A 13,726-nucleotide genomic window follows, 5' to 3' on the forward strand; every position below is an offset into this window, starting at 1 on the left:
ACTATACCCCAATGTTATTGGCTGTCCTTATCGTCCTGTTTCTTGTGGCAAGCTCGTCACTGTATGTAGTCGACCAGCGGCAGCAGGCAATCCTGTTCCAGCTGGGTGAAGTGGTGGATGTAAAGACATCTCCGGGCCTTTATTTCAAAATCCCGGTGGCGCAGAACGTGCGTTACTTTGACTCGCGCATTCTGACTATGGATACCGCCGAGCCGGAACGCTTCATAACATCCGAAAAAAAGAACGTTCTGGTGGATCTGTTCGTGAAGTGGCGTATCGTGGACGTCAAGCAGTACTATGTCAGCGTGCGCGGGGACGAGATGCTCGCCCAGACGCGCCTGTCGCAAACAGTCAACTCAAGCTTGCGCGATGAATTCGGTAATCGGACAGTACATGACGTCGTGTCCGGCGAGCGCGACAAAATCATGGAAATCATGCGGCAAAAGGCCGATGCGGATGCGCGTAAAATCGGAGTGGAAGTCGTAGATGTTCGTTTGAAGAGAGTAGACCTGCCGCAGGAAGTAAGTGAATCGGTCTACCGTAGAATGGAAGCCGAGCGGAAACGTGTGGCGAATGAACTGCGTTCGACCGGCGCTGCGGAATCTGAGAAGATTCGCGCCGATGCGGATCGCCAGCGCGAGGTCATTCTTGCCGAAGCCTACCGGAAAGCCCAGGAAACAAAGGGTGAAGGCGATGCGAAAGCGTCGAGTATCTATGCTAGCGCCTTCGAGTCGAATCCGGAATTCTATTCTTTTTATCGCAGCCTCGACGCCTACAAACAAAGCTTTAAAAACAAGAGTGATATCATGGTACTGGAACCGAATTCCGAGTTTTTCAAGTATATGAAGAACTCGGGGCGAGGAGGGAAATAGAGGTGCCAGTAAATAGCTCATTCGGATGAAGCAGCTGTCCAGGAGTACGGCTGGCTGCTTCAGAGCTATCGACAGAGTAATTCCATGGCCGGTCGAATATCGCCCCTCGCTTCTCCAGTCTTTTCCCACGCTGTAAATGATCCCACATAGAGCGGTGATTCCTGACGTTTTCTCCAGCGAATTCCCTGCCAGACACCTGCTTCGGTGTCGCCTGACGCAGTAAGCGTCCAGTCTGCTTGGGTTATTTCAATATGTGGGACACTCTGTTAATGGCTTTTGCCCTGATGCTGGTGCTTGAGGGACTGCTTCCCTTTTTGATGCCCGGTGCATGGCGTGAGGCTTTCAGAAAACTGACCGAAGCCGGCGACAACCAGATACGTTTTATCGGCCTGACCTCCATGCTGGTCGGGTTGCTCCTGCTCTATCTTGTGAAATAGTTCTTTCCATACCCTCCATACCTGCCTTTATCCTGTCTTGATTATGACCCCGAGTGCATGGGCTCTCCCCGAATATATTGAGGACATTCTGCCCGCCGAAGCGCTGAAGATAGAAATGATGCGCCGGCGGGTATTGGACTGGTTGTTCGTGAACGGCTACGAACTCGTAGGGCCGCCGTTGCTGGAATATGTGGAATCGCTTCTCACTGGTAGCGGGAGGCAAATGAATTTGCGCGTGCTTAAGGTGGTTGATCAACTGAGCGGCCGCATGATGGGTTTGCGCGCGGACATGACGCCACAGGTGGCTCGCATCGATGCACACCTTCTGAACCGGAAGGGCATCACGCGGCTTTGTTATGCGGGCAGCGTGCTGCACGCGCGGCCGTCGGGCCTGACCCGGACCCGGGAACCGTTGCAGATCGGCGCGGAACTTTACGGTCATCAGGGACTTGAAAGCGATCTGGAAATCCAGCGGCTGATGCTTCAATCTCTCGCAATCGCCGGTGTGGGAAACATACACCTCGATCTCGGCCATGTCGCGGTATTTCGCGGCTTGATCAGAAGTACAGATATCTCACCTGCCCTGGAAATGGAATTGTCCGGCGCCTTGCAGGGAAAAGATAAGGCAGCATTGAAGGAACTCTGTGCCGGGTTGAAAAAACGGGTGGATGCCTCGGTGCGAGAGGCGCTCCTGCTGCTACCCGAGCTCTACGGAGACGAGAATGTGTTGACATTGGCGCGCAGCGCCCTCCCGCCCTACCCCGAAATCCTGGGAGCGCTGGACGAGCTCGAAATGGTAGCGGGCGAACTGGGCCCCCTTGTGGATACATTGGCATTCGATCTCGCCGACTTGCGCGGATATCACTACCACAGCGGCATGGTCTTTGCCGCATATACCGACAACTGTCCCAATGCAATCGCAGTGGGTGGACGCTACGATGAAGTTGGAAAGGCATTCGGGAGAGCGCGGCCCGCAACAGGTTTCAGCATGGACCTGCGGGAGTTATCTAGTTTGATGCCCTCGGACTCTTATCCCAGAGGAATTCTGGCTCCGTTCATAAAGGATGACAGAACGCTGGAAAAGAAAATCGAACAGCTTCGTAACGAAGGCCAGATCGTGATAATTGCCCTGCCGGGTCATGAAAATGACGCCAGCTCCTTCAATTGCGATAAAAAACTCGTATCGGAAAACGGGGTGTGGTCGATAGTGAATGCACTGACCTGAATGCCAGTCATTGCCCAGCTTTAGGAAGGAAAGTTCTTCCTCCCTTTACCTTTCAAACATTACAGAAGTTTAAACGTTAAAGAAGCGATATGAGCAAAAATGTAGTTGTCATAGGAACCCAGTGGGGTGATGAGGGCAAGGGCAAGATCGTGGACTGGCTTACGGATCAGGCGCAGGGTGTAGTGCGCTTCCAGGGAGGGCACAACGCGGGTCATACACTTGTCATTGGTGGCACGCAGACCGTGCTGCACCTGATCCCTTCCGGAATTCTCCGTAAGGACGTCGCCTGCTATATCGGTAATGGCGTGGTTGTGTCGCCACAGGCGCTCCTGGATGAAGTCGGTATGCTGGAGCGCGCGGGCATCGACGTGCTTAACCGGCTTCGCATCAGCGAGGCCTGTCCTCTCATTCTACCTTGTCACGTGGCGCTGGATAACGCGCGAGAGATCGCCAGAGGATTGGGTAAAATCGGCACGACCGGACGAGGTATTGGACCGGCATACGAGGACAAGGTGGCGCGCCGCGCCGTCCGCCTGCAGGATCTGTTTCATCGTGACCGCTTCGCGGCGAAGCTGGGCGAAATACTGGATTATCACAATTTCGTGCTGAAGAACTATTTCCAATCGCCAGTCATCGATTTTCAGCAAACCATGGACGAGACGCTCTCACTGGTGGAACGCATCCGCCCCATGGTTGCCGATGTGCCGCGGCTTTTATTCGAAGCCAACAGGGCAGGCGCGAATCTTCTGTTTGAGGGCGCACAGGGGGCGCTGCTCGATATTGATCATGGCACTTACCCGTTTGTTACGTCCAGCAATTGCATTGCCGGTGCCGCGACAACAGGAAGCGGAATCGGCCCCCAGATGTTGCACTATGTGCTGGGAATCACCAAGGCATATACCACGCGCGTGGGAGCGGGGCCCTTTCCAACCGAACTGGATGATGAGGTCGGCAGGCATCTCGCCAGGCGCGGTAATGAATTCGGTGCAACCACGGGACGCCCGCGGCGCTGTGGCTGGTTCGATGCCGCCGCCCTGAAACGTTCCATCCAGATTAATGGCGTCTCTGGGTTGTGTGTCACCAAGCTTGATGTGATGGATGGTGTTGAAACCCTGCGGCTGGGCGTGGGCTATAAACTGACAGGAAATGGAGAGGAAGAAAAATTCAGTGGCATCATGCCGGTAGGTGCGGAGGAACTTGCCTCCTGCGAACCGGTTTACGAGGAAATGCCCGGATGGAGCGGGAGCACGGTCGGTATCCGCAATTTCGAACAACTGCCAATGGCCGCACGCAACTATCTCAAGCGTATGGAAGAAGTGTGTGAGGTATCGATAGACATGATATCGACCGGACCGGATCGGGAAGAAACAATTGTATTGCGGCACCCTTTCGAGTAGCTGGAAAGCCTGTCTCCCGATAGGCAGAGGCAGACAGTGCAGGAGCAGAAGCTTCCACCACACTGGCGGATTATCACGACCAGTCGAGCCAATATGAGTCTCTGCATAGTACGCCCGGCAAGCTGGCAGGAAGACGGAGGGGCATTACGAGCAGTACGAGAGGCGGTTTTTATCAGGGAACAAGGAGTACCTGCGGAACTCGAATGGGACGAGTTCGACGTCGTTTGCGCGCACCTGCTGGCGCTGAATCCCTCGGGAAATCCAATAGGTACGGCAAGGTTGCTACCGGATGCTTCGGTAGGACGCATGGCCGTGTTGAGAGATTGGCGACGCAAAGGAGTGGGTAGCACACTCATGGATCGGTTGCTGAAGGAAGCGGAAAACCGGCAGCTTCCTTCAGTTACCTTGAACGCACAGACACACGCGACCGGGTTTTATAGCAGATTTGGTTTTCAGCAGGCAGGACCGGAATTCCTGGATGCCGGAATTCCTCACGTGAAAATGATACTGCAATTTCGGCCGCGCTAACGATAGAAGCGCTCTGAAACGCGGACCTGTCCCGTTCTCCTCCTTTTCGGCATTACAGATTAGACCCTGTAGCGGGCGGAAAAAGTGGAAATCAGGAAATCAAAACGGAACCATAAAATCAAGGGATAAAACCACCTGATCTTTATGTCCCCCGAAGGGCCGATAATCGATGCCATGTAGTCCATCGGCGGCGTCGTAACGAACGTTTGGACGAATATTGAACTGCTGCAACGGCTTCCAGTCGAGCTTCAGCCTCTTGGCCGCCCTCCAGTTCATGCCTACCGTGACTGCATAATAATCCGCCGGACTGCTGGTGCTATTGCCAAGCTGATTGCGTCCAAGCGCATAACTGAATCCCCGATTGTCGGTGGCGGCAGCCACCCGTCCCGGTGAAAATACACGGAACCCATCCCGGTCGCGGAACCACTCGGCCCGTACTCCGATCGTCAATTCCGGCATGAGATCGTAATACAGATGGGTGTTGATGCCGTACCATTCGGCATCCTTGATCACGTTACTATAAAAGACATTATTCAGGAAAACATTTCCCGCGAAACCGTGGTCGTGTTGCAGCACAAAATGAGTCTTGTCGGTGAATTTATGCTTCAGCACGATGCTGTACAACATCCACGGTTCATCGCTGCGTGTCGAGGTTGCGCTGTAGGTTCCGCTGATATTGGCCGACGTGCCCATATCCTCGCTGGTCCAGGTAATGCCCGCAATCCCCCCCCAATTGCCCAGCTGTTTGTCGAACCCGCCATCCCAGCCGCCAGTGGCGCTCCCCGTGGTAACGCCCCCCATGAACGTCCAGTTCTGCGTGATCTTATAGTTGCCCAGCACCCCGGTATGCGTGAACGGCTCTCCATACTGCATGGTATAGGCATGAGTGTAAAAGAAATTGTCCGGCGCCGGTACCGACTCGTAGCCGATCGGAGTGTAAAAATGGCCTACCTTGACGTTCAATCCGTTCCCAACGGGAACATAGGCTTCGGCAAAAGCCTGCGGAAACGCAATCCCATAATATCGGGTTGAAGCGCAGCACACATCAAGATCCCAATTGCTCCTGTTTAAAGGTTGGCCTGTATTCACGTCGAATGCGGGAACGCCATAAGCCTGGGTAAAAATGGCATCCGTTCCGAACATGAAATCGATACGTCCCCCGAAATCCCAGGTGCTGCCCTCAGCTACCACGGGGCGTTGCACATAAATATTGAACTGATTTAACTGAAATCGGTTGGAGCGGTCGGCAAATGTTACCGGGCCGTTGAAACCGGTGAGCTGGCTAGGATTGAAAGTCGCGCCGCCGTTGATCCAGCCGCCAAGCCTGATGCCATTGTCCTTGAACCATTCCAATGCGGTATTGGCGTAGGCACTATCGGGATTCTCGAGAGTTGTAAACAGGCTGACCGCAGAAGCAAAGATCATTCCATTTCTGCGTTTCGGTGGGCGTTTCATGATTGGCTCCCCTTGGCAAAACACTACCACGAAAATTGTTATTCTGTTTGAAACGTAACATGGGATAAATAAAAAAAGTGTTATATTTTTGTCAAGAATTTGTGAAGTCATCCTCCTCGCTCACAAAGAGATGGAGAATAAGCAAAAGCGATGGAAGCGGCAGACAGGGGCAGGTACTTATAACATTGGGCGCGGAGGAAGAGAGGAAGCTGCTGGAACACTGCGAGGGCCTATCTATGCGGAAGGCGTGTCCAGGATCTGAAGGCTCATACTGCAGCCTGATTGAGTAAGAAAAAAGCGGAAGAAAACATGATGCAGGCCGCTCTTCAGCGGGAAATGGCTCGAGAGCAGGCACAGCGCAATCTCAACTCGCCCCTGCTGCATGCGGCCCGAAGACGTGAGGATGAGCAGGACAGCGGCGGCGAGGAATGACAGCCTGAGAAGCGGGGAGGCTGGCAGTCTGAGAGACTATTTTCCCATCTTACTTTCCTCTTCGATAGACGGCTTTCCCCGCACCCGTCCAGCCTTAGAAGGGAATAATCGCATCGAGGGAAAATATGATCTGATCCTTCTTGTTGTTGAAAGGCCGGACCGAATGGTCAATGCCGTCAGCACGGTCATAGCGGATATTTGGACGAATGTTCAGCTTTTGCATTGGCTTCCAGTCCAGCCGCAACCTTTTCGAGGGCTTCCAGTTCATCCCGAAGGTGATTTCATAGTAGTCCGCGGGCGCCGCGATCACAGCTGATGGATCGCCTGCAAAACTGGTGCCGATATTGTTGAGCGCAGCTACCACGCGAAAAGGCGAAGAGACGCGAAAACCGTCCCGGTCGCGGAACCATTCACCGCGAATACCCACCGAAAGGTCTTCCAACAGGTCATAATAGAGGTGAGTATTGATGCCATACCATTCCGCATTCTTTGGCACCCCTCCCAGCAAAACACCCCCGGCATAGCCGTGGACGTGGTGTAGAACCAGGTGGGTTTTCGGTGTGAGCCTGTGCTGCAGCACAATGTTGTACATTCCCCATGGTCTGTTGCTGCGGGTGGACGTCGCACTGTAGCTCCCCGTGATGTTGGCCGAAGTCCTTTTGTCGTCGCTGACCCAGGTAATGCCGCCCAGCCCTCCCCAGTTTCCCAGCTCTCTGTCAAATCCGCCATCCCATCCACCGGTTGCGCTCCCGGTGATGACGCCCCCCATTAACGACCAATTCCCGTTGACGGTATAGTTCCCTACGGCACCCGTGTGGGTGAACGGTTCCCCATTGTTAAAGCTATAGGCGTGAGTGTAAAAAAAATTGTCAGGTGCAGGAACGGTTTCATACCCTGTCGGTGAATAAAAATGGCCTGCCTTGATGTTCAAGCCATTACCCAATGGTATATAGGCTTCGAGATACGCTTGCGGTAGCGCGATGCCGTACGTCCGTGTTGATGAGCAGCATATATTCAGATCCCAGTGGCCCCTATTCAAGGCTTGACCTGTATTCACGTCGAATGGCGGAACACCGAAAGCCTGGGTATAGATTGCATCGGTGCCGAACATGAAATCGACACGCCCGCCGAAATCAAAAGCCTTGCCTTCCGTGACTACCGTGCGCTGGAGATAAAGATTGAACTGATTCAGCTGAAACCGGTTGGCGCGGTCTGCAAAGGTAACGGTGCCGTTGTATCCGTTGACAGGATTGCTGGGGTTATAGGTTGCCCCTGCATTGATCCATCCTCCCGCCCTTACACCGCTCTCCCTCAACAACTCTGCTATATCAATCGCCTGAACAGCGCTGTTGCTCATGAAGATCAATAAAAAACAACCTACTCCGTACGGAATCCAGCTGCTGCGCTTTCGCATGCATTTCATTCTGAATTTTTCCTTAGCTCCCGGACACACGACTGTGAAACCTTCAAAACCGTCTGTTTTACACGACTGTATTCATCTGATTTGGATTATTGAAGGTTTAAGCACTGTAACCCCCGCAATATTCGATTTCGAGGGTGCACAAAACTTGTCGGGAGATAAACAGTCAGCGCTATCTGTTCCTATCCCAGGAATAATTTGTAGGCTGGATTCTGGGTTTCGTCCCAATAACGATTGTCGAGTTGAGCGAGAAATGCCTGGAAATCCGCTTTCTCCTCCGGTGGCACCTCCATGCCGACCAGCACCCGTCCATAGTCTGCCCCGTGGTTACGGTAATGAAACAGGCTGATATTCCAATGATGGCTCATGCTGTTCAGAAATTGCATGAGCGCTCCTGGACGATCGGGGAATTCAAAACGATAGACGATTTCATTTTTAACATCACGTGCATGCCCGCCCACGAGATGGCGGATATGCAATTTCGCCATTTCATTGTCGCTCAAATCCTCGGTGCGCAAGCCGTTGCTCTCCAGATCCTTGATCAGTTTCGCCGCTTCCTCCCGGTTTTTTACCGACACCCCTACAAACACATGCGCCTCCTTCGGGCCGGCAAAACGATAGTTGAACTCGGTAATGCTTCTCGGTCCCAGCATTGCGCAGAACTTCTTGAAACTGCCGGGCTCCTCGGGAATCGTCACCGCCATGACCGCTTCCCGCTGCTCACCCAGTTCCGCCCGTTCGGACACATGACGGAGCCGGTCGAAATTCATATTCGCACCTGAGGCGATCGCAATCAGGTTCTTGCCGCGGATACCTTCCCGCTTTGCATAAGCCTTGGCGCCTGCAATCGAGAGCGCTCCCGAAGGTTCAAGTATGGCGCGCGTATCCTCGAACACATCCTTGATTGCCGCACAGATGGCGTCAGTGTCTACAAGCAGGATCTCATCGACCAGTTCGCGGCATAAATGAAAAGTTTCCACCCCCACCTGCTTGACAGCGACTCCGTCTGCAAACAATCCCACGCGCGGCAACCGGACACGGCGGTTCTTTTTCAGCGACTGATACATGGAATCGGCGTCGACAGGTTCCACACCGATAATCCTGATTTCCGGATAGAGCCTTTTTACATAAGCCGCAATACCCGAAATCAACCCACCTCCACCGATGGGCGCGAATATTGCATGAATTTCACCCGGATGCTGGCGCAGTATTTCCATTCCGATCGTTCCCTGCCCGGCAATGACGTCGGGATCGTCATAGGGGTGTACAAAGGTTACCTGATTCTTTTCGGCGAATTCATGTGCGTGCGCATAGGCTTCATCATAGGAATCACCGAAGGAAACCACTGTCGCCCCGCGTGCCTCGACTGCCTGCAACTTGATCTGGGGCGTGGTGACAGGCATCACGATGGTTGCCCGGCAGTTCAATCGCTGCGCAGCGAGGGCTACACCTTGCGCATGATTGCCGGCAGAGGCCGTCACCACTCCGCGTTCGAGTGCCGCGGGAGAAAGTTTGACCATTTTGTTGTAAGCTCCCCGCACTTTGAACGAGAAAACATCCTGCACATCTTCCCGTTTCAGGAATAACTGATTATTTATACGTGTGGACAGATTCGGCGCAAGCTCCAGGGGACTCTCTACCGCGACGTCATAAACCCGCGCGGTAAGGATTCTTTCGAGGTAACTGTTTTTCATCGAAATGGGTTGCGATTTTAAAGGTTGAGCATTTTAGCATGCCGGGAAACCCTAAATGTCCAGCTTCATTGTTAAAATGGACTGATAGTATTATGCTCATAAACAGTCAATATTTTCAGGCATAAAAAATAACATCATGAACCAGGACGAGCAGAAACGGGCGGCCGCACGCGCCGCTATTCAACATATTCCCGCAGGCTGCATTGTCGGAGTCGGCACCGGCTCCACCGCCAACTACTTCATCGACGAACTGGCTGGCATCAGAAGCAGAATCGATGGAACGGTAGCAAGTTCAGAAGCAACCGCCCGCCGCCTCAGTGGGCATGGAATCGAAGTCATGGACCTGAACAATGTCGACGAGCTTCCGTTATATGTGGATGGCGCCGACGAGATAACGCCGTACTTGCATATGATAAAAGGGGGCGGCGGAGCACTGACCCGGGAAAAAGTCGTGGCCGCAGTGGCGAAAAAATTCATCTGCATTGCGGACCAGAGCAAGCTCGTGAACGTGCTCGGCAAGTTTCCCCTGCCAGTAGAGGTCATTCCGATGGCGCGCGGTTATGTGGCACTCGAGATAATACGGCTGGGGGGACAACCCGTGCTCAGGGAGGGATTTACTACCGATAACGGTAACCTGATTCTTGATGTGCATGGCTTGCAGATCCTGAATCCCGTTGAACTGGAGACGGAACTCAATCAGATCACCGGCGTCGTAACTAATGGCCTATTTGCAAGACGCCCTGCGGATTTGCTGTTGCTGGGTGGCGAAGGAGGCGTTCGCACCGTTGCTGTCTGAGGGCAGGTCAAAGACCAGTAGAATTGTCACAAGGGACTGGTATTATCTTTGTTATTTTTTGCTTTCAATCGATCCACAGGTGAGAAATGGGAAGCCACGAACATATATCCAAGCAATTTGATGCGGATCTCGAAGCGGTGCGCACGCGCGTGTTGCATATGGGCGGATTCGTGGAAGAACAGATCGAAAAAGCGATTGAAGCGTTGATCACCGGCAACGAGGGTCTGATCGAAAATATCATCGCCGATGACCACCGGGTCAATGCGATGGAGGTATCGATAGACGAGATCTGCAATCAGATCATCGCGCGCCGGCAGCCAGCCGCGGGTGATTTACGCATGATCATGACGGTCATCAAAACCATTACTGACCTCGAGCGCATCGGGGATGAAGCGGAAAAGATCGCGCGCATGGCCAAACTAATCTATGCCACGGACCGCATGCACATGCCCCGTTTCGTCGAGATACGTCATGTGGCCAACGTTGCGCTGGAGATGCTGCGCAAATCGCTGGACGCTTTTGCGCGCCTGGACCTCACCGCCGCCGCGCAGGTAGTGCGCCAGGACGAGCTCGTGGATGAGGAATTCCGCTCCATTATGCGCCAACTTATCACTTTCATGATGGAAGATCCGCGCAAGATATCGACTGCCCTGGAAATCCTGTTTATTGCAAAGGCGATCGAGCGCATCGGTGATCATGCCAAGAACATGTCCGAATATGTGGTATACATGGTAAAGGGCAGGGATGTGCGTCACGTCACGGTTGAAGAAATCGAGCGCGAAATACGGGAGTAGGTCCTCCCGTCGCACGCACGCCTGCCAATAGACCCCATGCCCGGATACTCCACACTTGCGGCGGTAGATCTGGGCTCCAACAGCTTTCGTTTGCAAGTCGCGCGAGTGGAAGGCAGACAGCTTTATCCGCTGGACAATCTGCGCGAAATGGTCCGTCTTGCCGCCGGTCTTACTCCCGACAAGTGCCTGGATGAGGATTCCCAGGCACGCGCCCTGGTCTGTCTAAAGCGCTTCAGTGAACGCCTGCGCGGCTTCCCTCCCCATGCCGTACGAGCGGTTGCGACTAACACTCTCAGAGTGGCGAAAAATGCGGACGTATTTCTCAAAAAAGCCGAGGCAGCGATTGGTTTTCCCATTGAAGTCATCTCGGGTCACGAAGAGGCGCGCCTCATCTATCTGGGCGTTGCGCACGGCCTCCCTGCTTCTCCTGATGCTCGCCTGGTGATGGACATTGGGGGCGGCTCTACTGAATTTATCATTGGCCGCAGACTGAAACCGGTCAAGCTGGAAAGTCTCTATATGGGTTGCGTCAGCTATAGCCTGCGCTTTTTTCCGGACGGCAGGATCAGCAGGGATGCAATGAACCGTGCCGAACTTTCGGCCCGCAGCGATATTCAGGCAATCGCAAAGGAATTCTCCAGTGAACACTGGCAGCTTGCATACGGATCATCCGGCACGGCACGCGCCTTGGGCGATATCATCCGGTTGAACCAGCTCGGCAGTGGAAGCGGCAACGGAGAGATTACGCGGGAAGGGTTGGAAAATTTTCGCAATCATCTGCTCAAGGTGGACAACATCAAAAAACTCGACCTCGCGGGCATCCGGAGCGACCGCGCGCCTGTCATAGCCGGCGGTTTCGCCATCATGTCCGCCGCGTTCGCAGAGCTGGGAATTTCCCAAATGGCGCAAGGTATGGGCGCCTTGCGTCAGGGCGTGCTGTACGATCTGCTGGGGCGTTTCCATAAGCATGACATGCGCGAAGTAACGGTCAGGCAGTTCATGCGCCGGTACCATGTGGATGGCGCGCAGGCAAGGCGGGTGGAATCGACTGCGCTTCTGCTTGGAAAGCAACTGCTGACACCCTTTCTTGATGATGGAGAAGAACATCTGCAAGCTCTCTCATGGGCTGCCCGACTGCATGAAGTAGGTATTTCGGTCGCGCACTCCGGTTATCACAAGCATTCTGCATATATCCTGGGCAACGCCGACATGCCTGGTTTTTCCCAGAAAGAGCAGGAGCGGCTAAGCATGCTTGCGCTCGCCCATCGGGGCGATATCGGCAAAGCGCGTGGAAGCATCATAGAACCGCCTGGTTTCGCCCTGCTGTTTGCGCTTCGCCTCGCGACATTGTTTCATCGCAGCCGCTGTGAGACGAGTCTTCCAAGGCTCAAGGTCAGCCTTCGGGGCAAGGAATTCAGTTTATGTCTTGAAAGAAAGTGGCTGGAGCGCAATCCCCTGACGCATAACGCGTTGCTGGCCGAAATTGAACAGTGGGATGCCCTTGGTTTTCGTTTTGGCATAACCGGAGCCGGCGGAAGCAAGTTGACCGTATCTGCATAGAACATCATCCGACCCGATGACATCCCATTCCAAAAAGAGATCCACTAAAGCAGGCCTGCCGCCGGGCACGCTGGTGCATATCGGGGCAAAGAAAGGCGTGGCACCACGCATAACCTTGCTGAATTACGACCCGGAAGGCGTGCGTGAATCCGAGGTGACTCCCGCGGACCTTGCCGAAAAGATCAAACATGCTCCCGGGGTCAAGTGGGTTAACCTGCAGGGACTGGGCGACACCCACATGATCGAGCAGATCGGCGCGTGTTTTGATCTTCACCCTCTGGTACTGGAAGACATATTCAACACAGAGCAACGCTCCAAGGTGGAGGATTACGGAAATTACCTGTACGTGGTGCTCAAAACCTTCGGGTATGAAACCAGAGGAACGGAAGAGAGAATATATTCCGAGCAGATCAGCCTCGTGCTCGGTAAGGATTTCGTGCTGTCGTTTCTGGAAGCGAATGGTGTTCAATTCCAGTCGGTCCGCGACCGCCTGCGGTCCGGCAAAGGCCAAAGCACAAAGCTCGGCGCCGATTTCCTGATGTACAGCCTTATTGACGCAGTAGTCGACACCTACTTCAGCATTCTTGAACGCCTCGACGAAAAAACCGAGGCGCTGGAAACAGAATTGGTCAACCGCCCGCAACCAAGGACCTTGCAATCAATTCAAAGACTCAAACGTGAAGGCGTTTTTTTACGCAGGGCGCTGTGGCCCCTCCGCGAAGTGATCAGTTCGTTGCAGCGTGGGGATTCTCCCCTGTTTAGCCGCAATACCCTGCTCTACCTGCGGGATGTATATGATCATACTATCCACATTATCGAATCGATTGAATCGCTGCGTGATGTCACGGCAGGTATGCTCGATATTTATTTATCAAGCGTAAGCTTTCGCATCAGTACCGTCATGAAAGTTCTTACCGTCATCACCACGATATTCATGCCGTTGACGCTGATAACAGGCATTTACGGGATGAACTTCACATACATGCCGGGGCTGGAATGGCACATGGGATTTTTTGTTGTACTGGGCACAATGACAGTCATCAGTATTGCGATGCTGCTACTGTTCCGCTGGAAAAAATGGTTGTAGCGGCTGAAATCACCATTCTCTCCGCAGAT

At 53.6% G+C, this 13,726-nt stretch carries 13 protein-coding genes; 10 read left to right on the forward strand and 3 right to left on the reverse strand.

Translation table 11 applies throughout. The features are described from left to right. The first annotated feature begins 11 nt into the window (after positions 1–11). The 5 genes from hflC to AC52W5_RS12520 all read left to right on the forward strand — a co-directional run bounded on the left by hflC (position 12) and on the right by AC52W5_RS12520 (position 4,459). The gene (gene hflC, locus AC52W5_RS12500) at positions 12–872 is read left to right on the forward strand and encodes a protease modulator HflC (RefSeq protein WP_371265857.1); all 861 of its coding nucleotides are present in this window, start codon (positions 12–14) and stop codon (positions 870–872) included. 251 nt (positions 873–1,123) lie between these two features. Beyond that, positions 1,124–1,309 (forward strand): DUF2065 domain-containing protein, encoded by a 186-nt coding sequence (locus AC52W5_RS12505; protein ID WP_011379805.1) that lies wholly within the window; start codon positions 1,124–1,126, stop codon positions 1,307–1,309. 43 nt (positions 1,310–1,352) lie between these two features. Beyond that, on the forward strand, positions 1,353–2,534 hold the full coding sequence (locus AC52W5_RS12510; protein ID WP_495671218.1) for an ATP phosphoribosyltransferase regulatory subunit: 1,182 nt from the start codon (positions 1,353–1,355) through the stop codon (positions 2,532–2,534). 89 nt (positions 2,535–2,623) lie between these two features. After that, positions 2,624–3,931: an adenylosuccinate synthase gene (locus AC52W5_RS12515; protein WP_495671219.1), complete on the forward strand. Its 1,308-nt coding sequence runs from the start codon at positions 2,624–2,626 to the stop codon at positions 3,929–3,931. 93 nt (positions 3,932–4,024) lie between these two features. Beyond that, entirely contained in the window at positions 4,025–4,459 is a 435-nt protein-coding gene (locus AC52W5_RS12520; protein ID WP_495671220.1) for a GNAT family N-acetyltransferase, read from the forward strand. 99 nt (positions 4,460–4,558) lie between these two features. On the opposite strand, the gene AC52W5_RS12525 is transcribed toward AC52W5_RS12520, so the two are convergent. Then, a complete protein-coding gene (locus tag AC52W5_RS12525) occupies positions 4,559–5,914 on the reverse strand; it encodes a porin (protein WP_495671221.1) in 1,356 nt (451 codons plus the stop codon). 282 nt (positions 5,915–6,196) lie between these two features. Here AC52W5_RS12525 and AC52W5_RS12530 point away from each other — a divergent pair, with 282 nt between their 5' ends. Beyond that, on the forward strand, positions 6,197–6,346 hold the full coding sequence (locus tag AC52W5_RS12530; protein ID WP_495671222.1) for a hypothetical protein: 150 nt from the start codon (positions 6,197–6,199) through the stop codon (positions 6,344–6,346). A gap of 94 nt (positions 6,347–6,440) precedes the next feature. On the opposite strand, the gene AC52W5_RS12535 is transcribed toward AC52W5_RS12530, so the two are convergent. Both AC52W5_RS12535 and ilvA read right to left on the reverse strand, forming a co-directional pair. Next, positions 6,441–7,769 (reverse strand): porin, encoded by a 1,329-nt coding sequence (locus tag AC52W5_RS12535; protein ID WP_495671223.1) that lies wholly within the window; start codon positions 7,767–7,769, stop codon positions 6,441–6,443. 179 nt (positions 7,770–7,948) lie between these two features. After that, complete coding sequence (gene ilvA, locus AC52W5_RS12540; protein ID WP_074972515.1) at positions 7,949–9,460, reverse strand: threonine ammonia-lyase, biosynthetic; 1,512 nt, start codon at positions 9,458–9,460, stop codon at positions 7,949–7,951. 136 nt (positions 9,461–9,596) lie between these two features. Here ilvA and rpiA point away from each other — a divergent pair, with 136 nt between their 5' ends. From rpiA to corA, 4 genes are all read left to right on the forward strand, one after another. Next, the gene (rpiA, locus tag AC52W5_RS12545) at positions 9,597–10,256 is read left to right on the forward strand and encodes a ribose-5-phosphate isomerase RpiA (protein ID WP_495671224.1); all 660 of its coding nucleotides are present in this window, start codon (positions 9,597–9,599) and stop codon (positions 10,254–10,256) included. Between the two features lie 86 nt (positions 10,257–10,342). Continuing rightward, positions 10,343–11,050 (forward strand): phosphate signaling complex protein PhoU, encoded by a 708-nt coding sequence (gene phoU / locus AC52W5_RS12550; protein WP_074972518.1) that lies wholly within the window; start codon positions 10,343–10,345, stop codon positions 11,048–11,050. Between the two features lie 36 nt (positions 11,051–11,086). Then, complete coding sequence (ppx, locus tag AC52W5_RS12555; protein WP_495671225.1) at positions 11,087–12,610, forward strand: exopolyphosphatase; 1,524 nt, start codon at positions 11,087–11,089, stop codon at positions 12,608–12,610. A 16-nt stretch (positions 12,611–12,626) separates the two neighbouring features. Next, on the forward strand, positions 12,627–13,697 hold the full coding sequence (gene corA / locus AC52W5_RS12560) for a magnesium/cobalt transporter CorA (protein WP_074972522.1): 1,071 nt from the start codon (positions 12,627–12,629) through the stop codon (positions 13,695–13,697). Positions 13,698–13,726 lie beyond the last annotated feature (29 nt).

This window comes from Nitrosospira sp. CT, from assembly GCF_059489795.1.